Origin of the sequence: Pseudomonas agarici, assembly GCF_001543125.1 — a bacterium.
Lineage (GTDB): Bacteria > Pseudomonadota > Gammaproteobacteria > Pseudomonadales > Pseudomonadaceae > Aquipseudomonas > Aquipseudomonas agarici.
In genome coordinates, this window is sequence record NZ_CP014135.1 from 3651682 (window position 1) to 3673236 (window position 21555).

Consider the following 21555-nt stretch of genomic DNA (forward strand, 5'->3'; position numbering starts at 1 on the left):
TTATAGGTGCCGACAACCGTCGGCGCAGATCTCAGATCATCGTTCAGGCCGGCATTTCGCTGACACTGACCTGCTCCAGCGCCCAGGCTAGTTCATGCAGCTGTTTCTGCTCGGAATCTTTGAGCTGCTGCAATTGCTGGCCGAGGGTCGGCGCGCCAAAAATCCCGCGAAGGCCCTGGGACGGATCGCCCAGGCTCTTACTGTCCTTGTGGTCGAACGCATTGAATCCAGCGCCATCGCCGGTCGACGAGTCGCGATTGAACAGGCCGGACAAGGTGCTGCTACCGAACACCCCACCATCGCCGCCACCAAAGCCGAGGAAGCCGCTGCCATTGCCGTCGCCACCGCTGTCGGTGCTGAACACCTGGGCAAGAAAGCTCGGGGCCAGGGCACCGTTCCTGATGAAGATATTGCCAATCGGCGGCAGGCCACCGCCCACATCACGCGGTTCGAACAACGGTGGGAAGCCAATAGGCGAACCGAGGTTGCCATTCGGTGGACCAAAGACAACCGGCTGCAACGGCACGTTCGGCAGGTCCGGCGCCGGTGGCGGCTCGCCGATCCGAAATTGCGGGTCACCGTCCAGCGCCACGGTGGTGATTGCATAGTTATTGGAGTTGGCAAAGCCACTACCGGCGTTGCCCGCCAGGTCAGTGACCAGGCGGGTGTCGAGGGTGATGAAGTTGCTCGGGTCGGTGATGTTCGCTGTCGGCGTCAGGGTCGCGGTCCAGGTCTTGCCGCTGTCGCTGCTGTGCAAGTTGGATAGGATGCCGTTGGCCACGCTGAGGTCCGACAGGTCAAAACCGCTGACCGCTTCGCTGAAGGTGAACGTCACCGTGGTGGTCTGGCCGGCAGTCAGGTTCGGGTTGGCAACCACGATGGTCGCTGTCGGCAGATCGGCGTCAACTCCGTAGTTGTTGGAGATGGCGATAGCCGATCCGCTGTTGCCGGCCCCATCGCTGACCAAGCTGGTATCGAGCACCACCAGGTTGGTGGCGTCGGTGACACCGACCGTCGGTGTCAGGGTGGCGGTCCAGTGGATATTGTCGCTGGTGGTCAGGTTGGACAGCACGCCATTGGCCACGCTCAGGTCCGACAGGTCGAAACCGCTGACCGCCTCGTTGAAGGTGATGGTCACCGTGGTGGTCTGGCCGATCCCGACATGCTCATTGGCCACCGCGATGGTCGCGCCTGGCCGCTGGGTATCAATGCTGTAGTTGTTGGAGTCGGTGGTGCCGCTGCCAGCGTTGCCCGAGGCATTGGCGACACCGCTGTTATTCAAGGTGATGACGTTACTGGTATCGGTGATGTTGTTGGTCGGGGTGAGGGTCGCGGTCCAGGTGATACCGCCGTCGCTGGAAGCCAGGTTGGTCAGGACACCGTTGGCCGGGGTCAGGTCCGCCAGGTCAAAGCCGCTGACCGCCTCACTGAAGGTAATGGTCACCGTCGAGGTTTCGCCGGCCTTGAGGGCCGTGTCCGCCACCACGATAGTCGCGGTCGGCACTACCGTGTCGATGGTGAAGTTGCCTGAGTTGGTCACTCCGCTGCCGGTGTTGCCGGCCAGGTCGGTATAACCGCTATTGTTCAGACTGATCAGGTTGCTGGTGTCGTTGACATTGACGGTCGGGGTGAAGGTCGCGGTCCAGGTCAAACCACCGTCGCTGCTGGTCAAGGTGCTCAGGGTGCCGTTGGGTACGCTCAAGTCGCTGTTGTCGAAACCAGTTACCGCCTCGCTGAAGGTAATGGTCACCGTCGAGGTTTCACCGATAACGAGTGCCGAATCACTGACAACGATAGTGGCGCTCGGGCGTTGGCTGTCGATGGCGTAGGTGTTGGAGTCGGTGGTGCCGGTCCCCATGTTACCGGCGCCGTCGATCACGCCACTGTTAGCCAGGGTTATGTGATTGTTGCCCTGGTCGATACCGGCCACCGGAGTCAGGGTGGCGGTGTAGGTGATGTTATCGCTGGTGCTCAGGTTGCTCAGGGTGCCGTTGTCAACGGTCAGGTCGGCCAGGCTGAAACCGGTCACGGCTTCATTGAAGGTGATGGTCACCACGGACGTGCCACCTACACCCAAATGATCGGTCTCGACCACTACGGTGGCGGTCGGCCGTTGGGTATCGATGGCGTAGTTGTTGGAAACGCTGTTGCCGGTACCGACATTGCCGGAAGCCAGCGCCTGGACGCCGCTGTTATCCAGGGTGATCTGGTTACTGGCGTCGGTGAGATCGGAGCTTGGGGTGAAGGAGGCGGTCCAGGTGATGCCACCGTCGCTGCTGGTCACCACACCCAGGCTGCCGTTGGCAACGGTCAGGTCGGCATTGCTGAAACCGCTGACGGCCTCGTTGAAGGTAATGGTCACCAGGGACGTGCCACCGATATTCAACGCCGGATTCGCCACCACGATGCTCGCCGTGGGCAGCACCGTGTCGATGGTGAAGTTCGCCGAGTTGGTGGTGCCGGCGCCAACGTTGCCCGCCGCATCCTGCACGCCGGTGTTGTCCAGAGTGATGAGGTTGGTGGTGTCGCTGATGTTCGTGTCCGGGGTGAGCGTCGCGGTCCAGGTGATACCGCCGTCGCTGCTGCTCAACCCGCTCAGAGTGCCGTGACTGGTGCTCAGATCGGCCAGGGTGAACGCCGTCACCGCTTCGCTGAAGGTGACGGTGATCAGCGAAGTTTCTCCCGCCGTGAGCGTCGGATCGGCAACGACGACGGTTGCCGTCGGCCGTTGGGTGTCGATTGCATAGTTGTTGGAGTCACTGGTGCCGCTGCCGCTGTTACCGCTGGTGTCGGTATAGGCGGTATTGTCCAGGGTGATCAGGTTGCTGGTGTCGGTGATGTTCGTCGTCGGGGTGAAGGTCGCGGTCCAGGTGATGCCGCCATCACTGCTGGTTATTGCCGTCAATGTCCCGTTGGCGATGGTCAGGTCGGTGTTGCTGAAACCCACCACGGCTTCCGAGAAGGTCACCGTCACCAGTGAGGTCTGGCCAATAGCAAGGGTGCTGTTGGCCACCACCACGGTCGCGGTCGGACGCACGCCGTCGATGGATACGTTGTTGGAATCGGTGGTGCCGCTGCCCACGTTGCCCGCCGCGTCCTGTACGCCCGTATTGTTCAGAGTGATGTGGTTGCTTGGGCTGACGATACTCGCCGTCGGGGTAAAGGTTGCGGTCCAGGTGATGCCACCGTCGCCGCTGCTCAGTCCGCTGAGGGTACCGTTGCTCACGGTCAGGTCGGCCAGGGTCAAACCGCTCACGGCTTCGCTGAAGGTGATGGTCACCGGCGAAGTCTGACCGATCCCCAAGTTGGTGTTGCCGAACACGACGCTCGCGGTGGGCCGCTGGGTGTCGATGGCATAGGCATTGGACGTGGTCGTGCCGCTGCCGGCGTTGCTCGCGGCGTCGGTGACGCCGGTATTGCTCAGGGTGATGACATCGCCGCTATGGCTGACCCCGGCGTTCGGCGTCAGGGTCGCGGTCCAGTGCGTGCCATCGACTTGAACGAGGTTGCTCAAGCTACCGTTGGAGGCCGACAGGTCGGCCAGGGTGAAATCGTTCACCGCTTCGCTGAAGGTGATGCTCACCGTCGCCGTGCCGCCGATGTTCAGTGCCGTATTGTCGACCACGATACTCGCCGTCGGGCGCACGGTGTCCACCGCATAGCTGTTGGATGTGCTCGTACCACTGCCGGCGTTGGTCGCGGTATCGGTATAAAGGGTGTTATCCAGGGTAATGACGTTGCCGCTGCTGTTATTGCCGGCGTTGGGCGTCAGGGTCGCGGTCCAATGGGTGGCGTCGACCTGGACCAGGTTGCTCAGGGTGCCATTGGAGGCCGACAGGTCCGCGAGGCTGAAGTTGCTCACTGCTTCGCTGAACGTAATGTTCACCGTCGCGTTGGTCGTGGTACTCAGCGTGGAGCCGACAACCGCAACGGTCGCGGTCGGCCGTACAGTATCGACGCTGTAGTTGTTGGACGAGGTGGTGCCGATCCCTGCCGTGTCGGTCGACAGGCTGTTGACCCCGGTGTTGTCCAGGATGATCAGGTTGGTGGCACTGCTGACACTTGAGTTCGGGGTAAGGGTCGCGGTCCAGGTGGTGCCACCGTCGCTGGTGCTCAAGTTGCTCAGCACACCGTTGGAGGCCGTCAGGTCGGCCAGGGCAAAGTTGTTCACCGCCTGGTTGAAGGTAATGGTCACCGTTGACGTGCTGCCGATGTGTTGGGCAGGAGTGGTGACCACGATGGTCGCGGTCGGTGCCGGGTTGTAAGCAGTGTTCAGCGTTCCGCCGTCGTTGAAGATGGTGTTCAGGGCCGCCGGCTGAGTCCCCGTTGAGCCGCCGCCCGACGACAGGCCACCGGAGCCACTGACGCCAATGTTATTACCGCTACTCAAGGCCGCGAAGTTGGCGGCGGTAATCAACAACGTACCCTTGTTCCAGATCGCACCGACGCCTTTGCCCCCCGCACCACCCGAATCGCCGGAACCACCACTGCCGCCGCCACCACCACCACCACCGCCGCCGGCAGCGATGTTATTGGAGATCACCGAGGTGCCGACAACGGTCAGGGTACCGGTGCTGGCATTGTAGATACCGCCGCTTGCCGCGGCACCGGCCCTACCGGGCTGATCCCAACCCGAGCCGCCACCACCACCGCCAATGGACAGAGTGCCGTTGTTAGACGTGGCGCCCGCGCCGCCGCTACTGTAGCCGAAAGACCCCTGGCCGCCCGCGCCGCCGCTGCTACTGCCGCCAAGCCCCCCCATGGAAGCGTAGCCGCCACCGGTACCGCCTTGGTTGGCGCTACCGGCGAGGCCCGCATAAACCCCTGTGCCGAAGCCCGAATCACCGCCGCTTCCACCGTTTTGCCCACCAATACCACCGCCACCGCCACCGCCACCGCCCACCGCGCCGCCGAGGTAGGGTGCAATCACCCCGCCACCGCCACCGCCACCCGAGGCCGCGTTGCCGGTCACGGTGACATTGTTCAGGGTCAGGTTGCCGGCGTTGACAATGCCGCCGCCCATTGCCGCCAGGCCGTCGGTACCCGCCGCCGCGCCGTCGCCCGCTGCCAGGCCCTGGGTGATGATCAGGCCGTCGAGTGTCGCGGTGACTCCCGCATTGACCTTGAGCACCTGGGTCTTGTACTGCCCGCTGATGGTCACATCAGCGCTACCGTTGTTGTCCAGGTCGCCGTCGACGGTCAGGTTCTTGGCGATCACCAGTTGCGAGTTCAGGTTGACCGTCATACCTGGGGTGGTGAAAGTAACGATGTCGCCCGCCACCGCATCGCTCAGGGCCTGGCGCAGGCTGCCGGCGCCAGTGTCGGCGCCACTGCTTACGGTAATGGTGGCCAAGCCGTACTGGTACGCGGCCATGGCGTCGGCCGACAGCACGTTGTGGCTTTCGATGCTGCCGGAGGCGATTTCCAGGCTCCAGTCGCCGCCCAGGCCCGTGCGGTTGGTCGAGGCCGCGATATCGCGCCCGGTGTATTGCGCCAGGGCATCGACAAATCCGCTGCCCTTGTCGCCCGAGGCGGTATTGCAGGCATAAATCAGGATATCGCCGCCGACATTCATGTCATTGCCGATCCGTGCCAGCACATCGGCCCGCGCCGCGACGTTATCGGAAGAGAGATAGGTGTTGCCCAGCCACAAGTCGCCCGAATTGCCGTGGGCGATGATTTCCACGCTACTCACGCCCGAGTGGGAGCCCAGGTAATCGGCGATCTGCTGCAGGCCGTCTTTGCCGGCCTCGAGTACCACCACCTGAGTGCCGGGTGCGGCGCCCTTGAGCAGACTGTCGAAATCTTTCACCCGCGAGTCGATGAACACCACCGACTCGCCCGGTACGGCAACCGGTGCCGGAGTCGAAGGGGCATCGGATAGCGGGTGCGCTTCGGCGGGGGCGAGCGCGTGATCGCTAGTCGGCGCCTGCGCTGCATCAGCGGCGGGGTGACTGGCCGGCTGCGCGGCCTCGGCCACGGTGGCCGCCACGGCACCGTCGAACAGCATGCGTGGTTCCAGCGCAATGATCATGGGTGAAACCAGGCTTCTCACGCCTTCGGCCCGCGCTTTCGGTTTGCTCCACCACATGCTTCACCTGCACTCGAACGCTCATGCGCTCAATGGTTTTTTTTGTCGGCATAAAAAACCGCGATCAGCTGACCGCGGCGTTGGTTTTCAAACGAATGACATTCGCGGCACTGGCCGAGCCATCGTTCCAGAACGATAGCTCGGCATACTTTTCGAACAAATCCGGCGGCAGGATGGTGCGCCGCGACGTCAGCGCCACCTTGGGCTTGACCTTGTGCAGACCGGCGACCCCGAGGGCCTGGTCGAATTCCGGGGCGTCATAGGCCAGATGGTCGAAATCATGCTCGAACCAGGGTTCGCCGATAAAATCGTAGACCAGCCGCAACACCCGCTCCGGGGCCTGGGCCAGGAGATCGTAATCCACCAGCAGCACGGAACCGGCGTGTTCGCTGTAGTAGGCTTCCTTGAGCGCGGTCCAAGCAAAACCCACCAGGCGATTGCGCTGGGCAAGGGTTTCACAGCGGCTGTAGACCGTGTTGCGCTCCACCTCGTCGTTGAACAACTTGGTGTTCTCGAAGGGATTGGCGCGGTACAGCCGCTCCAGGCTGTCCATCACCCAGGCGACGTTACGCACGCAGGCGATAACCTTGGATTGCGCAAACATATCCATCAACGCCGGCAAGCGCGCGGACCACTGGCGATTGGTATCGAAGATAACCGACTGTTCGCCCTTGTCGGCGTAATAGGACTCGAACAGCCCACGCAGCAGGCGGCGACGCCTATCGGTACCAATCACCGCGCCGAACTCGCTGCCAGCGCTACACTGTTCCAACACGCTGTTAAACAGGCCGCCAACCGGGCTGCTCATGCCAGCATGAAAACGTGGGTTCTGCAGGAGAATAGCGGACAGCAGAGTGGACCCTGAGCGCGGCAATCCGGAGATAAAGTGAAAACTGCGCAATCCATTCACCGTGACGTTAAGTCCTTTGTAGGACAAAGCGTAGCGTAAGGAATTGTTGCGCACTAGTAGTATTTTGACATCAATCGCAGCGACTTTACGCCGCAAAAGGCCCATAAACACGGGAGTTATGGCCCTCAAATACGACCGGGAAGCTCTATATCAAGTGTCCGGTAGTGAGTGCCGGCTACCCGAAGGGTGGCAGGTTTCATATAAAACCGCTTGGGTATCTCCCCCGCATGCTGGTCGATTTTCCGCCAGCCGGTCGGAATTGACGGAAACTCGTCCGGTGCCACCCGACTCATCAGCAGCCAGACCCTGCCGTTAGCCGATGGCAGATCTTTCAGATGATCGAAGTAGACCCCGGCATTTTCATCGATCAAGGTGCCGAAACCGTAGCCGGTAGCAGGCCAGGACCGTCGCTCGACGACCGACGATCAAGTGGGTTAGCCAATACCGAGGAGAGCGTGATCACCCCAGGCTGCGCGCTCATCGTCTGGATCGACAGGTTGGCATCGCCAAACAGACCGATCCAACCACGCAATTCGTCGCCCCACATCGCCGCCGCCGTCCGTTTATAGGCTAGAACGACATCGGCTTGCCTGACTGTTCCAATCGCGACCTCTATCCCGCAAAGAACCGGCGCAAGCCAAGCCAGCGTCTACGCTTCGGGACGGTGCACAAAAAAGCCCGGACACCACGGGCACGGCACCTCTCCCAACACGGCTGAAGGATAACGATCCATGGAAGTATTTCTCGGCACCATCCAGATGTTTGGCTTCAACTTCGCACCCTCGGGCTGGGCGCTCTGCGGCGGGCAACTGCTGCCTCTCTCGCAATACCAGGCACTGTTCGCGTTGATGGGTACGACCTATGGCGGTAACGGCCAACAGACCTTCGGCCTGCCCAACCTCCAAGGCCGGCTGCCGGTTTGCCAGGGCAATGGGCCGGGCTTGACGTCGCGGGTCATGGGCGAAGCCAGCGGTACTGAAAACGTATCGATCCTGACCAGTAACCTGCCCACCCAGGTGATTCCGACCTCTGGCTTGACCGTCGACACCACCATCAACCTGGCGAGCACCCCCAGCAATCCGGTCACGGCACCGACCAGCACCAACGCCTATATCGGCGCGTCCAACCCTGCCGGGCCGCCCTCGGCGGCGATCTATTCCGATGCACAGGGCGCCTCGCCGGTAGCCCTCAAAGGTGCCGCCAGCACCATCGCCGGCAACCTGACCCTACCAGGTGGCAACCTACCGCTGGGGACGATGAACCCGTTCCTGGTGGTGAACTTCAGCATCGCACTGGAAGGGATCTTCCCGTCGCGTAACTGACACACCGCAACGCCTGTAGCAGCCGGCTTGCCGGCTCCTACCGGGGCCTGAGCCCACTCTGCATACGGAGAACATCGATGCTGCAACAGGTTTCCAACGAACATTTCCAGCCGCTGGTCAACCAGCGCTGCCCGCTGCACCTGCCCGACGGCAGCCTGCTGGCGGTCCAGGTCGAATCGATCCAGTTGCACCCGCGAGCGCAACTGTCGGAGAGCTCTCGCCTACCCTTCAACGTGATGCTGCGCAGCCTCGAGCCGACGGATTTCGTCGACGGCCTGTGCGCCCTGGAGCTGCCGCAACTGGGACGCCTCGATGCAGTGTTCGTCTCTCGCGAGCCGCCGCTGGGACGCGACCCGACCCTGGGCTACTTCAATATCGTCTTCAATTGAGGCCTGGGTACCACACCAGTCGCTCGGCCGCCGGCGAGCTTTCCTCGACCCGAAACCCCAGCGCCAGGTAATGCTGGCGCGCCTGCGGATTGCTGGCCCAGACCACCGTCGCCACTGGGCAGCGCACCTGTTCGGCGGCCTTCTGCACGCCTTGCAGCACAATACGTCCGAACCCCTTGCCACGGGCCGCCGGAATGAACGCCAGGTACAGCACGCGGATTTCATTGGGACCGAAGTCGGCACTCAGCACGCCAATGGGCGTATCGAGCTTCTCCACCACATAGTGCATCGCATCCGGGTAATGATCGCCAACCCCCTGTTCCTGCACCTGGAACTGCTGGGCAATCACCTGTTCGATCAGTTCGGGCTCGGCATCGATCCATTGCAACTCCGGGCGGGCCGACTGATAAAGGCTGCGCAGAAAAGGCCCATCGGTGGCCCGCGATGGGCGCATGGACAACCCTGCGGCGGACGAGCTGTTCAACATGGGTGGTACTCCCTGAACCGTTGTAATGACTAGAAACCACTCTCGCGCACGCCCAGCGCTATCAGGCGCCGCCAGGCGGTACCCAGCAATGATTCGTGGCGCCCTTGCAACACCGCCACGCCGCGCAGCGGATGGCTCGGTGTCGGCACTTCTTCCAGCAGCTTGAGCCGCACGCCGTATTGGGCTTGCACTGGCTCCGGACGGCGGTTTTCGTCGCGCCGCACGGCAATCGGCCCGTGGTGGTCGGAGGTCAAGGCTTCCTGGTCGATGGCCGCAACACCGTTGGCGTCGATATCCAACAACTGCACCGGCCAAGCCGGGCGCATCGGGTCGTCGGCGACAAAGCGCCCGTTCGACCCCGGCGCGACGCGCCACAAATCCTCTTCGGCCAGATAACCGCGCACACGGGTACCATCCTCGACAACTCGCGCCAGCGGTTCCTGAGTCGAAACCCAGCGTCCGGCGACCAGTTGCGGCAGCAGATCGCGGACCTGGCCGGCCTGGGGTGCCCGTAGCAATAAGCGCTCACGACGGGCCTGCAATCCCCGGTATTCGGCCACCGCCTCCGCCAGCCGCTGTTCGAGGACACCGACATCCGCCGCCGTCTCGCTGCGCCCGGCCTGGCGACGCATCTGCAACTGCAAAATATCGATTTCACGGCGCACGATGAACAGTCGCGAGTCGACATCCGGTGACTCCAACTCCACCAACACCGTGCCTTGCTCCACCCGCTGGCCATCGCGCACATTAACTTGTTTGACCCGTGCGGCCACCGGCGCATGCAGCGCCGTGACCCGCCCGGCCTCGAGCATCACCGGTATTTCCACGCTGCTACGCCAGGGCAGCACCACCAGCAACAGCAGCGCCAGCAGGCCCAGGCCACTGAGCAGCACACGCGGAGTATGCGCCTGCTCGCGCCGCGACCACCATTCGCGGGCTTCCTTGAAAATCGGCAGGAAGATGAACCAACCCAGTTCCACCAGCATCAGGCAGATGCCCAGCAACTTGAAGAACAGGTGATAGACCGCCAGGGCGATCCCGAAAAACAATACCGCCCGCCACAACCAGGAAAGGAATCCCCACCACAGCAGTCGGCGGCGCATGGCCGGTGGCCAGGGCTCCGGTGCCGGCGTGTCGTAGCCGAACAGGGCCTCGCGCAAACGCCAGCGGCACAGGGCAAAGGCACGGCCCTGGAGGTTGTCGATTTCCCAGAAGTCGCTGAGCAGAAAGTAACCGTCGAAGCGCATGAACGGGTTGAGGTTCACCGCCAGAGTGGTCAGCCAGGTGGCACTGGCGAGCATGAACGCCGCCGTGCGCGCCGGCCCGTCTGGCAGCAGCGACCAGGCCAACAGGGCGATACAGGCCAACACCAGCTCCGCCAGGACCCCGCCGGCACCGATCAGCAACCGCGCCTTGCGGTCGTTAATCCGCCAGGCATCGCTGACATCGGTATAGAACAACGGCAGCAGGACCATGAACGCCACCCCCATGCTCTGCACCCGACAGCCGGCGCGCTTGGCCATGAAGGCATGGCCGAACTCATGACAGAGCTTGGCGAAGAATAGCGCGATGCCAAAGGCCATGGCCCCACCGAGGCTGAACAGGTGGGGAAAGGTTGAGAGAAAGCGCTCCCAGTCCCGCGAGACCAGGAACACTCCCAGCCCCAGGGTGATCGGCAAGCCGTAGCGCAACAGGCGCGGGCCGAAACGTCGCAGCCATGGCCAGGCGCGATTGAGGAAGGCATCCGGGCGCCACAGCGGGATGCGGAAAAACAGGTATTGGTGCAGTGCCATCTGCCACAGGCTCTGGCGCGACGCGGCGGCTTTCCACGCATAGCTGGCGCGCTGTTGCGGGTCCAGCGCGGCGATCAGGTCATGGGCGCGCAAAAAACCCAGCAACTGCTCCAGTTCCGGATCGCCCAACGGCAGGCCCGGCTCACGGTTCGCCGCCTGCAGCACCTGCTCGGGATCACCCAGCGACCAATGCCGCAGCAAGCGGATGGCCTGGACGCCCAGCTTGAAATAACGCCCACGAACCGGGTCGGCCAACGTCCAACGCGGTGAGCCGTCCAACGCCGCCGAGGCCGGCGTGAGCTGCAGATCCGCTCGCAGGCTCGGCAGGTTCATTACAGGCCTACGCTCTGGCGCAACCCGGCCAGTGGTCGGCGCAGCAGGTACAAGGCCAGCGGTGCGCGCTGGCCGAAGATTTTCGCGGTGCCGCGCAAGCCGATGCGCGGCACCGGGGTGTCGATGAAGCTGGCATCCAGCCGATACGCCAACTGCCCGGCCGCAGTGGATTGCGCCTCGTAGGCCACTCGCTCCAGTTTCGCCGGGTAACGCTGCAATGGGTCGCTGTCGAGGAACAGGGCAACCTCGGCATCGGGGGCCAGGACGATGGCATCGCCGACCGCCAGTTCGATACGTAGTTCGGCCTGGGTCGGGTCGGCGATTTCCATCAGCCGCTCACCGGTCTGGATCGGTTTACCGGTCCAGCGTTCAGCGTCGGCGAACACCGCAATACCGTCGCGCTCGGCACGCACTTCGCTGCGCTTGAGCAATTCACTGGCGTAATCGCGTTCGGCGCGCTTCTGCTCGACTCGCGCCGCCAGCAAGTCGATCTTCGAACTCGACTCGGCATCGGCAAACGCACGCTGGGCATTGGCCTTCAATTCAGCCTCGGCCACTCCGAGAGTGCGCTGGGCCACATCGGCCTGGGCCTTGAGGGTGGTGCTTTCGAAACGTACCAGCAGGTCGCCGCTGCGCACCACTTGGTTGGGCTTAACCAGAAACTCGGCAATCACCCCATCCAGCGGCGCCGCCACCACCCGGCCAGCCAGCGGCACGACCTCCGCAGGGGCCAGCACCGACTGGCGGACTGGAATCAACAGGCTCAGCAACGCCAGCGCGCCGAGCAATGCCTGGCGCTTACGCGTCAGGCGTAAACGCCACGGCCGGCGCGGCTGCAAGGCCAGCCAGGCATGGCTATAGGTGTCGCCCAACTGCGCCAGCAACACCTGTTCGGAAGGGCTCCAGGGGTTGTCGCGAGCCAGCCAGATGCCGCCAAAGACTTCGCCCTTGTGATCGAGCAGCGGCAACCAGAACACCTGGAGCGCCGACAGGCTCTGCCAGTCCTCGCGCACCGAGGCGCTGAACGCCGCCATCGGCACCACGCTCGCAGGCGTCGCCCGCTTCAGCTTGACGAGCTGCGCCACGGCGTGTTCGACAAAGGCGACAAACGGCGCATTCGGCTCCACCGCGCTGACCCCGGTCACGGCCCGCACCTTACCAGCGATCAGCAGGGCAGCATGGCGAAAGCCGAACAGCGCCTGGCCATCATTGACCAAACTATAAGCAAGCTGTTCGGTGGTGCGGGCGGCACGGGTCAAGCGTTCGAGGTCGAGGAACTGGGCAAACACCCGCTCGGTTGCGCCCGCCACCGGGGCGTTCACTTCAGTGCCTCGAAGCGCGCGGTGCCGCTCATGCCTGCCAACAGGCCATCGGCCTTGGGCAGACTGGCCACCAGCAACAGAGTCTGGCTGCCCTCATCGATCTGCGCCCCCAGCCGCTTGATAGTGGCGGTCAGCGGCTGGCCGGTTTCGTCCGGGACGAAACTGAAGGTCTGCCCCGGCTTGAGTTTGCTCATCCAGTGCGAGGGCACTAGCAAATGAATTTCCAGGGTGCGGTTGTCGACAATTTCCAGCAGCGGCGAACCGATCGAGACGCTTTCGTAGCGCTGCACTTTGCGCTGCACGACCTGACCGTCATAAGGAGCAATCACGCTGCAACGCTTGACCTGTACCTGATAGACCTGGGCCTGGGCCTGGGCTTCGGCAACCTTGGCCTCGGCGCGAGCCACCTCGAAGCGGCCTACCGAGTTGAGCGACGCGAGCTGGCGGTTATGGGCCAGTTCCTCATTGGCGCCACGCCCGGCGGCCAGGGCCGCATTGAGCTGGGCCTGGAACGCCGAACAGTCGAAACGCGCCAGGGTATCGCCCTTGTTGAAGGCTTCGCCTTCGCTGAAGGGCAGCTCGATGATCCGCCCTGACAATTCACTGGCGAGCATCGCCTGGTTGCGCGCGCGCAACACGCCACGGGCCTCGCTGGCCGAGGTCACCCGGGCGCTCGACGTGGCACTGTCCAACAACGGGTCACCCTCGGCGGCCGCTTGCGCCTGGACCAGGCACGCAACACAGGACAATCCGAAAACCCAACCGTACAAACGCTGCATAACAGTGACTCCTTGTCGGACAATCGCGAGTCTACGACAGCCGTATCGAGCGTCAAGCAAATTGCCAGCATGCTGATCGAAAACCGAGTGACCGCCGATGGGTCGGTGGGTACGCAGGAGGATGACCATATCGTCATAGGAGAAACAATTTAAATATCATTTATGAGTAAACATAGGGCCACAGCGCCGCCCACCACCGTCGTTTCAGATCCGCCCGCAAAACCGACCTATCGCTGACAAGTAAAACGTACTGACAAAATGACTGGTCCCTACACTCATTTAAGAAACGATTGATGGTTAAGCGGCGTGCATGGGAAGAAAATGGCACCTTGCAATCATCGCCGTTGAAAAGTCTCGATCATGAGCCGCGGCCAATTTGAATTCTGTTCTCGAGCAGCAGGTAGTTTTAGCGTGGCAGAAAAACCGAACCCTTTGAGCAGCATTCTCGTCAACGCTCCCATCCCCGCTCACTTCGCGCGGGCGGTGATCGAGGAAACCTTGCGCGGCGCCATTCTGGATGGACGACTGCCCTGCGGCATGGCTCTTCGCCAGCAAGAGTTGGCAACGTTATTCGGCGTCAGTCGCATGCCGGTCCGTGAGGCGTTGCGCCAACTCGAGGCACAGGAACTGCTGCACGTCGTCCAGCACAAGGGCGCCGTGGTTGCTCCGTTGATCGACGATACCTCGACCGAAAATTACAACCTGCGCATCCTACTGGAGTCCGAAGCCTTGCGCCTGTCGGTCCCCCTGCTCACCGAAGAAGACCTCGCCCAAAGCGCCACCTATATCGACCAGCTTGAAACGAAGACCGACTACGCCCAGGTTGGCCGGCTCAACCGGCTGTTTCATATGAGCCTATACAGCAAGGCACCCAACCACAAACTGCTGAGCCTGATCGAACAGAGCCTGGTGGAGGAAGAACGCTTTTTGCGTTTCAACCTCTCGGCCATGGGTTTGGGAAAACTGTCCCAGGACGATCACCGGGAACTGCTCCAAGCCGCCCGTGACGGCCAGGTCGAGCTGTGCGTGGAGCATTTGCGTCACCACTTGCAACGCGGTATCGAGGTCATCCGACGCTACTTGGATAAGACTTGAACAATCCACCGACACACGCCATACCCGTGTCTTGAGCACAACGGCTCCGTAACCTCACAGGTGAAACGCAGCCATGCCGCCTCTGCCACGGCGGGATAACCGAGTCTGTTCGAAGCGTCGGACGCACTTCACATCCCTTGGTGATAGTCGAGCCGTGCATTTAGGCACACTCTGGTCAATCCAGGCAGCACGAGCGGATCGTGGACGAACTCGCACACAACGCACGGACAAGAGACAGATCAAAAGGAGAGCTTTGCCACAGACCAGGGGCACGGATGAACCGTGCCTCGGCCTCGCCTATCAAACAACCGGCCACCCTGTTCAAGAGTGCTCGAGTGAGGCATTCACTCAATATTTTTTATTCTGCTTGTTATCGAGCGGAAGAGCCGCTCTCATCCAAATAAAACAACTTAAAATTGTTTTATCGGCGCTGCTCAACCCTTATAAATAGGAAATTTTCAATATTTTAAAAACAACTTGATCACTACTTATTTTCTGTACTAGGTTTGAATAACCGCCAGGATGCGCTCCGCTGTGACAGCCCACAGTGTGGGGACACTTCCCCGGCAAAGCCAGACAAAATACGCTCACACAACCAACAGACACGATGACAGCGGCATGCACGCTGTTGGTTCAAGCTCCTGAGTTTTCAAACTCTTGGGCAAGGGCTTTGCTCGTCCGTCATTTTTCGGCGGCCATGGCACAGCATGACAAGCAACCGCGCAGAGGTGTTTGCCGTTACTCCATTTACCAACCGAAAAGGTGGCTAATGAATACTTGTAAAGAACATCTGGAACATAAAAAAACCCAACTGAGCGAACATTCTGTTTTCAGTGAAATACATTCACTGCCATTACTCAGATGCTTTATGGAAGTACATATCTTCGCGGTATGGGACTTCATGTCACTGGCCAAGCGATTGCAGCAGGAATTGACCAGCCTCGATCTCCCCTGGCTGCCGCCCAAGGATCCAAGGGCGGCACGAATGATCAACGAGATCGTGCTGGACGAGGAATCGGACGCACGCCATGGAGAAGGCCATTGCAGCCATTTCGAGCTGTATCTGGAGGCCATGCGCGAAATCGGTGCCGACACGCAGGTCATCGAGGGCTTTATCGAGCGGTTGCGCGAAGGTGTCACCGTCGACAGTGCCCTGCAACAGTCTGGCGCCGACCCAGGCGCCAGCCGCTTTGTCCACCAGACCCTGGATATCGCCCTGAACGCGGCTCCGCATTGCGTCGCCGCGGCCTTCCTGCATGGCCGGGAAAGCCTGATCCCGCAGATGTTTCAGCGGCTGCTCGAACAGTGGGGTATCGACCAGACCCAGGCTCCGACCCTGCACCACTACCTGCACCGGCATATCGAGGTGGACGCCGGCGATCATGGCCCGGCCGCCGGGCAACTGCTCGAACGCCTGATCGACGCCGACCCGCAACGGCAAAGCGAAGCTTATGCCGCCGCCCTGCTGGCCGTGGAAAGCCGTCTCGCGCTCTGGGACGCCATCCAACAGAAACTGCTCGCCAAGACTCATGAGGCCGCCGTATGAACACCGAGGACTACCGTTCGCTCGCTAATACCTGGGAAAGCCGCTCCAGCATCCGTACCCGTCCGCGGCGCCAGTTGGAAGACGATGACCAACTGATCTACCCCCTCAGCCGCCAACCGCTGGTCAACAGTGCGGCCTTTCTCACCCATTGCCCTGAGCAACGCGATTTCGTGTTGATCCAGAGCTTGTACAAGTTCATCAACGATGTGGTGATTTTCGAGACCGAAATCGTCGACCACACCGCCCGCCGCATTGCCAAGGACCGCTTCCCGATCCGCTTTCCGTTCGCTTGTCGCCATGACGCCATGACGGTGGTCGTGGACGAGGACTATCACGCCCTGGCGGCCATGGACTTTATGCAGCAAACCATTGTTCTGACCGGCGTCCAGCCGATTACCTTGCCCGATGAGATAGAGCTCAGCCGCGCCATACCGACAGCCCTGAGCATGGCGCCAGAGCATCTGCTAGGTGCTGTCGAGCTGATCTGTGTGGCGATCGCGGAAAACACCGTGACCAACGATGTCGCGGCCTTTGCCAAGGACAACACGATCAAGGCTTCGGTCAAGGGACTGATGGCCGACCACCTGCTCGACGAAGGACGACACGCTGTGTTCTGGACCCACCTGGTGCGTCTCTACTGGCAGAGCGCAAGCGAGGCCGATCGGGAACTGATCGCCGGAATCCTGCCGGTATTCATGGTCCATTACCTGACCAACGACATCCAGAAGGCCTTCGATTTCGCCGTGATCGAACACCTTTCGGTCAACGAACAGGTCCGACAGGCGCTCAGGTGCGAAACCTTGGGTCTGGCCTATCCGATCAACCGTCACCATCCGCTGGTTATCAATATCGTGCGGTTCCTGCGCAACAGCTCACTACTGGATTCGCCCGACGTCCGGGACACCCTGAGCGACTACCTGCTCTAGCCAAGGAGAACATCATGAGACGTCTCGAGATTCTGCTCGTCGGACACAGCCAGGTACTCGATGAGTTGATGCAGGAGCTGGAGCAGCAGGGCCATCTTGTTCGACGCCTAAATACCCCCCAAGCCATCGACGCGAGCCTACCGTCCGCGCCGGACCTGGTGATCGAGGATGGCAGCCTGGCGCCGCCGCCCCACATCGAGGGTGCGGCCCAACTGGGCCTACGCCTGGAGTACGGACCGTTGACGGTCGCCGGCCTGCCCGCATTGGCGCTGCACTTCTGTCTGGACAGCCGCCTGATCGAGCGCCGGCCTGTCGACCCGGGCGGCTCCGGTAATGGCCAGGTCCTGCGACAGGCGGCAACCGAGGCATTGCTGGAGCGGTGCACGCTGCTGATCAGTCGCTTTGCTCGTGACGCCGACTACTTTCTCGATATTCCATCGGTGGCGGTGTCGCCTTGCGCCGCACAACATCCGCTACCGGCGCTGGAGTCGCTGGCCTTCGAACATCGCTTCAACCACACGGCCCGCGCTGATCTACTGACCTTGGCGGCGGTACCGCTGCTCCTGCGCATCGAAGACCGCCTGCGCCGCTTCGCCGAGCGCCCGGCCTTGACCTTCAACGGCCACTCGTCGAGCTATCGCCAGTTGCACGCCCACGGTCTGGCGATTCAGGAGAGCCTGCTGGCGGCATTCGCCGGGCTAGAGACTCTCCCGGGCGCATCGGTAGTCGGGGTCTGCCTGGACAAGACACCGGCCCTGTACGCAGCACTCCTGGCCATACTCGGTTGCGGTGCGATCTATCTGCCGCTGGACCCGGCTCATCCACTCCAGCGCCAGCGATCAATCCTGGAGGACGCCGGGGCGGTCCTGTTACTGCACGAGGGTCATCATCCTCTCGGCGACCACCTGCCCTCCCTGGATATCGGCACCGTGGCAATCGACCACGCAACCCTGGCCTCCTCCTCCCTGCAGCACCAGGTATCAGCTCCCGAAGCGCCCTGCCTGGCGCTCTACACTTCGGGCACCGGCGGTAAGCCCAAGGGGGTGCTGCTCAGCCACGCCAATCTTGCGCATTTCACCGCTTGGTACGCCGAGCATGTGCAGCTCACCGAACACAGCCGGGTCCTGCAGTTCTCGAGCTTGAGCTTCGACGCCTCGCTGATCGATATACTCCCCAGCCTGGTCCAGGGTGCCGAGCTGGTGATCCCTGATGAAGACCAGCGACGCGATCCCTTGCAGTTGGTAGCGCTGATCCGTCAACAGCGCATCAGCCACGCCTTCCTCCCACCTATGTTGCTCGGCATCTTGCCCCTGGAGCCGCCATTGGGGCTGAGCCACGTGACCACCGGCGGCGATGTCTGCGAGCCCTGGGTCATCGAACAACTCTCGCAACAGGCGCGTTTCTATAACCTCTATGGGCCCACCGAGGCCACGGTGCTGGTCACCGCGCAACGGTTCCGCAGGGGAACCGGCAACCGCAACCTGGGACGGCCTATCGCCAACAGCCAAGTGTTCATTCTTGACGAGCACGGCCAGCCGGTTGTCGAGCAGACGGTCGGCGAGCTGTATATCGCCGGACCGGGCGTGGGCCTGGGGTACCTGAACAATCCCGAGAAAACCGGCGAATGCTACCTCTCCCTGGATACGGGCAACGGATCGGCACGGCGAGTCTACCGCACCGGCGACTTGGCGAAATGGACCGAGGAAGGCATAGAGCTCTGCGGCCGTCGCGACCATCAGGTGAAGATTCGCGGCTTTCGGGTCGAACCCGAAGAAATCGAGCACTGCCTGCGCAACAGCCGCTTGTATCGCCAGGTGGCCGTGGTCATCGACAGCCGCCGTCGGATATTGGCCTATATGGCGCAACCAGCCACCGCCAGTAGCGACCGCGACGCCTTGCGCCAACACGTCGAGCGCTGCTTGCCGGACTACATGCACCCCGCCGCTTATGTCGAACTGGCCGGGCTGCCGTCTGCCAGCAGCGGCAAGGTCGACCGTCGGGCGCTGCTGGAGATGCCCGTCCACTTGCCCGGCGCGCCTCGCCTACGTCTGCCTGAAAATACCGATGAGGCCTGGTTGCTCGGACTCTGGGCCGAGCTATTGGAACTGCCGGATGAAGAGATTTCCACCGACGAGAGCTTTTTCAACCTCGGCGGCCATTCGATCCTGCTGTCCAAGCTGCTGCTGGGGATTCGCGAACACTACGGACACGGCATCTCCATCAACCGCTTTATCGAAGAGCCGACCCTGTGCCGACTGGCGGTATTGGTCAGGGGGGAATCGATTCGGGAGACCGTGAGCCCACGGGCATTCATCGACGCCGTGCGCGAACTGGATTTTTGGCCACTCCCGCCGACGCGCGCGGGCGACCTGGGCAAGGTGGTGCTGACCGGCGCCAACAGCTTTGTCGGCGTGCATATCGTCGAGGCCCTGCTGGCCGCTGGTGTGAGCGAGATCGCCTGCCTGGTACGCGACAGCACGGCGACCTCGGCAGCTGAGCGTTTCTCTCAGGCGTTACGCGACAACCGTCTGGAGCATCTGGACCTGACTCGCGTCCGGGTCTATTCGGCAGATATCCGCCAGCCACGCTTGGGGCTGACGATACAGGTGCACGAACGGATCGACCGCGAGTTCGGCGTGCTGATCCACAACGCTGCTCACGTCAATCATGTGCTCGACTATGAGGCCCTGGCCGCCGACAACGTCGACCCGCTATTAGAATGCCTGCGGTTGTGCGAGGGCCGCAGTAAGAAGGTCTTCAATTTCATCTCCAGCCTGTCGGCCTGCAGCCGTATCGCCGACGACGGGCGAGTGCTGGAACAGCCGCCAGCGGACACGCCGCCGATCTACATCCGCAATGGCTACAACTTGTCCAAGTGGGTCGGTGAACGAATTCTGCAACGGGCACGCGAACAAGGTGCCTGGGTCAATCTCTACCGCCCCGGAAACATCAGCTTCAACAGCCGCAACGGCGTCTGCCAACCACATCGCAACCGCCTGCTGCTGATGCTCAAGGGCTCGCTGCAATTGGGCCATGTACCCGCCTTGGCGATGAACTTCGACCTGATGCCCGTGGATTTCCTCGCCCGCTTCATCGCCTCTGAAAGCCGCTGCGTGCCCAAAAGTCTCGGCGTGTTCAACCTGCATAACCCGCAACCGTTGAGCTGGAACGATTACGTCGCGGCGTTTCGCGAAATCGGCCATGACTTCCAACTGGTCAGCGTCGCCGATTGGCAAAAACGACTGCAACGAGTCGATCGCCATAACGCGCTGTTCGAAGTGCTGGGTTTCTACCTCAACGGTTTCGAAGAGGACATCGGCGATATCTCGGCCATCGAGCATGACCAGGCCGCAGCCGGTATCCGGCGCATGGCCGAAGCCTACCCACGCAAGACCCCGGCGTTGCTGCGAAAAGGCTGCAACTACCTCAGACAGATTCAATTCATCTGACCCATCATCACCAGGAGCACTCCATGCATACCTTGCAACCCGATACCCTGATCAGCAACCCTCAGGGCCAACCCATGGTTTCCTCGATTGAGATTTCCCGAGACGCCGCCAGCGTCTGGGCCGTAGTCGGCGACTTTGCTGGTTATGCTGCCTTCATCCCGGCGCTCTCGCAGATCGAGATGATCGGCAGTGGTCCAGGCGCACTGCGCAAAAAATTGTTCAAGGATGGCAATGTGGTAGTCGAGCAACTCAACAGCCACGACAACCTGACGATGTGCATGACCTGGACCACCCTCTACAACACCCTTGGGGTCGGCAAGCTCTGGGCGGCGATGCGCGTCGAAGCCCTGGCGGCGGATCGCTGCCGAGCGACCTGGACCATCATTGCCGAACCGGCGAATGACGATCCCGAGGACTTGCCGGGCTTTCGCCATTTCATCCAGGGCTTCACCGATGAGGCCATGGGCAATGTGCGCAACCTATTGGCCTGAATGACAGAGGCTGATCGTTCCCATGCTCTATTGCGACCGGTTGTAGCCAGGCTTCAGCTCAAGGTTTCACGCACAAAAACAAAACCCCTACCTGCTAAGCAGATAGGGGTCTCGGAATTCAATCTTGACGATGACCTACTCTCACATGGGGAAACCCCACACTACCATCGGCGATGCATCGTTTCACTGCTGAGTTCGGGATGGGATCAGGTGGTTCCAATGCTCTATGGTCGTCAAGAAATTCTGTGGCCGGTTCGTCGCCAGTGCGACGTGCCAGCAAAATGAGGAACTTCTACCTATAGAAAAACAAAACCCCTACCTGCTGAGCAGATAGGGGTTTCGGAATTCAATCTTGACGATGACCTACTCTCACATGGGGAAGCCCCACACTACCATCGGCGATGCATCGTTTCACTGCTGAGTTCGGGATGGGATCAGGTGGTTCCAATGCTCTATGGTCGTCAAGAAATTCGGGTACCGAGTCGTGGCCTTGGGGCTACGCTTCAGCAAATCGGGTATGTGATCAGGTATTTTCGATGCGAGTCAGCACAAACTTTCGGTTCGTTTCGTCTTCACACCCCGCAATCTGCTCTCTGGCCTTCAGGCTCAAGTTCACAAATTG

15 protein-coding genes and 2 rRNA genes are annotated in these 21555 nt (G+C 61.6%); 7 read left to right on the plus strand and 10 right to left on the minus strand.

The window, feature by feature from the left end; genetic code table 11:
- Positions 1–43 precede the first annotated feature (43 nt).
- From AWM79_RS16035 to AWM79_RS16050, 4 genes are all read right to left on the minus strand, one after another.
- The gene (locus AWM79_RS16035) at positions 44–6034 is read right to left on the minus strand and encodes an Ig-like domain-containing protein (RefSeq protein ID WP_060783259.1); all 5991 of its coding nucleotides are present in this window, start codon (positions 6032–6034) and stop codon (positions 44–46) included.
- A 121-nt stretch (positions 6035–6155) separates the two neighbouring features.
- Positions 6156–7001 carry a sulfotransferase family protein gene (locus AWM79_RS16040; RefSeq protein WP_026013016.1) on the minus strand — a complete coding sequence of 282 codons (846 nt, stop codon included), beginning with the start codon at positions 6999–7001 and terminating at the stop codon, positions 6156–6158.
- Between the two features lie 125 nt (positions 7002–7126).
- Complete coding sequence (locus AWM79_RS16045; protein WP_026013017.1) at positions 7127–7372, minus strand: hypothetical protein; 246 nt, start codon at positions 7370–7372, stop codon at positions 7127–7129.
- Positions 7369–7548, minus strand: a complete 180-nt coding sequence (locus tag AWM79_RS16050) for a hypothetical protein (protein WP_017130429.1) — start codon at positions 7546–7548, stop codon at positions 7369–7371. The genes AWM79_RS16045 and AWM79_RS16050 overlap by 4 nt, the downstream gene beginning before the upstream one ends.
- A 184-nt stretch (positions 7549–7732) precedes the next feature.
- On the opposite strand from AWM79_RS16050, the gene AWM79_RS16055 reads away from it, so the two are divergent.
- A complete protein-coding gene (locus AWM79_RS16055; RefSeq protein ID WP_017130430.1) occupies positions 7733–8323 on the plus strand; it encodes a phage tail protein in 591 nt (196 codons plus the stop codon).
- Positions 8324–8400: 77 nt separating this feature from the next.
- The gene (locus tag AWM79_RS16060) at positions 8401–8712 is read left to right on the plus strand and encodes a DUF6916 family protein (protein WP_017130431.1); all 312 of its coding nucleotides are present in this window, start codon (positions 8401–8403) and stop codon (positions 8710–8712) included.
- On the opposite strand, the gene AWM79_RS16065 is transcribed toward AWM79_RS16060, so the two are convergent.
- From AWM79_RS16065 to AWM79_RS16080, 4 genes are read right to left on the minus strand one after another with little or no spacing between them, the layout of a single operon-like run.
- On the minus strand, positions 8705–9199 hold the full coding sequence (locus AWM79_RS16065; RefSeq protein ID WP_017130432.1) for a GNAT family N-acetyltransferase: 495 nt from the start codon (positions 9197–9199) through the stop codon (positions 8705–8707). The two genes, AWM79_RS16060 and AWM79_RS16065, sit on opposite strands and share 8 nt — an antisense overlap.
- Before the next feature lie 29 nt (positions 9200–9228).
- Positions 9229–11325, minus strand: a complete 2097-nt coding sequence (locus tag AWM79_RS16070) for a site-2 protease family protein (protein WP_017130433.1) — start codon at positions 11323–11325, stop codon at positions 9229–9231.
- On the minus strand, positions 11325–12647 hold the full coding sequence (locus tag AWM79_RS16075) for an efflux RND transporter periplasmic adaptor subunit (RefSeq protein WP_017130434.1): 1323 nt from the start codon (positions 12645–12647) through the stop codon (positions 11325–11327). Before AWM79_RS16075 ends, AWM79_RS16070 begins: the two co-directional genes overlap by 1 nt.
- Positions 12644–13426 carry an efflux RND transporter periplasmic adaptor subunit gene (locus AWM79_RS16080; protein ID WP_017130435.1) on the minus strand — a complete coding sequence of 261 codons (783 nt, stop codon included), beginning with the start codon at positions 13424–13426 and terminating at the stop codon, positions 12644–12646. The genes AWM79_RS16075 and AWM79_RS16080 overlap by 4 nt, the downstream gene beginning before the upstream one ends.
- A 411-nt stretch (positions 13427–13837) precedes the next feature.
- Here AWM79_RS16080 and AWM79_RS16085 point away from each other — a divergent pair, with 411 nt between their 5' ends.
- From AWM79_RS16085 to AWM79_RS16105, 5 genes are all read left to right on the plus strand, one after another.
- Complete coding sequence (locus tag AWM79_RS16085) at positions 13838–14521, plus strand: GntR family transcriptional regulator (RefSeq protein ID WP_017130436.1); 684 nt, start codon at positions 13838–13840, stop codon at positions 14519–14521.
- A 769-nt stretch (positions 14522–15290) separates the two neighbouring features.
- Positions 15291–16067, plus strand: a complete 777-nt coding sequence (locus AWM79_RS16090; protein WP_060783260.1) for a DUF3050 domain-containing protein — start codon at positions 15291–15293, stop codon at positions 16065–16067.
- A complete protein-coding gene (locus AWM79_RS16095) occupies positions 16064–16993 on the plus strand; it encodes a diiron oxygenase (RefSeq protein WP_017130438.1) in 930 nt (309 codons plus the stop codon). The genes AWM79_RS16090 and AWM79_RS16095 overlap by 4 nt, the downstream gene beginning before the upstream one ends.
- A 14-nt stretch (positions 16994–17007) precedes the next feature.
- Positions 17008–20442, plus strand: coding sequence for an amino acid adenylation domain-containing protein (locus AWM79_RS16100; protein WP_060783261.1), 3435 nt, complete (start codon positions 17008–17010; stop codon positions 20440–20442).
- 23 nt (positions 20443–20465) lie between these two features.
- Complete coding sequence (locus AWM79_RS16105) at positions 20466–20933, plus strand: SRPBCC family protein (protein ID WP_017130440.1); 468 nt, start codon at positions 20466–20468, stop codon at positions 20931–20933.
- Positions 20934–21055: 122 nt separating this feature from the next.
- On the opposite strand, the gene rrf (AWM79_RS16110) is transcribed toward AWM79_RS16105, so the two are convergent.
- Together rrf (AWM79_RS16110) and rrf (AWM79_RS16115) are read right to left on the minus strand one after the other, a co-directional pair.
- Positions 21056–21171 (minus strand): 5S ribosomal RNA (rrf, locus tag AWM79_RS16110).
- A gap of 112 nt (positions 21172–21283) precedes the next feature.
- Positions 21284–21399, minus strand: a 5S ribosomal RNA gene (gene rrf, locus AWM79_RS16115).
- Between the last annotated feature and the right edge of the window lie 156 nt (positions 21400–21555).

Excerpts from the sequence above, each read along its gene's own strand:
- AWM79_RS16035 (WP_060783259.1), bottom strand. The coding sequence starts at position 6,034 with ATGATCATTGCGCTGGAACCACGCATGCTGTTCGACGGTGCCGTGGCG.
- AWM79_RS16050 (WP_017130429.1), bottom strand. The coding sequence starts at position 7,548 with ATGTGGGGCGACGAATTGCGTGGTTGGATCGGTCTGTTTGGCGATGCC.
- AWM79_RS16055 (WP_017130430.1), top strand. The coding sequence starts at position 7,733 with ATGGAAGTATTTCTCGGCACCATCCAGATGTTTGGCTTCAACTTCGCA.
- AWM79_RS16060 (WP_017130431.1), top strand. The coding sequence starts at position 8,401 with ATGCTGCAACAGGTTTCCAACGAACATTTCCAGCCGCTGGTCAACCAG.
- AWM79_RS16065 (WP_017130432.1), bottom strand. The coding sequence starts at position 9,199 with ATGTTGAACAGCTCGTCCGCCGCAGGGTTGTCCATGCGCCCATCGCGG.
- AWM79_RS16070 (WP_017130433.1), bottom strand. The coding sequence starts at position 11,325 with ATGAACCTGCCGAGCCTGCGAGCGGATCTGCAGCTCACGCCGGCCTCG.
- AWM79_RS16080 (WP_017130435.1), bottom strand. The coding sequence starts at position 13,426 with ATGCAGCGTTTGTACGGTTGGGTTTTCGGATTGTCCTGTGTTGCGTGC.
- AWM79_RS16090 (WP_060783260.1), top strand. The coding sequence starts at position 15,291 with ATGAATACTTGTAAAGAACATCTGGAACATAAAAAAACCCAACTGAGC.
- AWM79_RS16095 (WP_017130438.1), top strand. The coding sequence starts at position 16,064 with ATGAACACCGAGGACTACCGTTCGCTCGCTAATACCTGGGAAAGCCGC.
- AWM79_RS16100 (WP_060783261.1), top strand. The coding sequence starts at position 17,008 with ATGAGACGTCTCGAGATTCTGCTCGTCGGACACAGCCAGGTACTCGAT.
- AWM79_RS16105 (WP_017130440.1), top strand. The coding sequence starts at position 20,466 with ATGCATACCTTGCAACCCGATACCCTGATCAGCAACCCTCAGGGCCAA.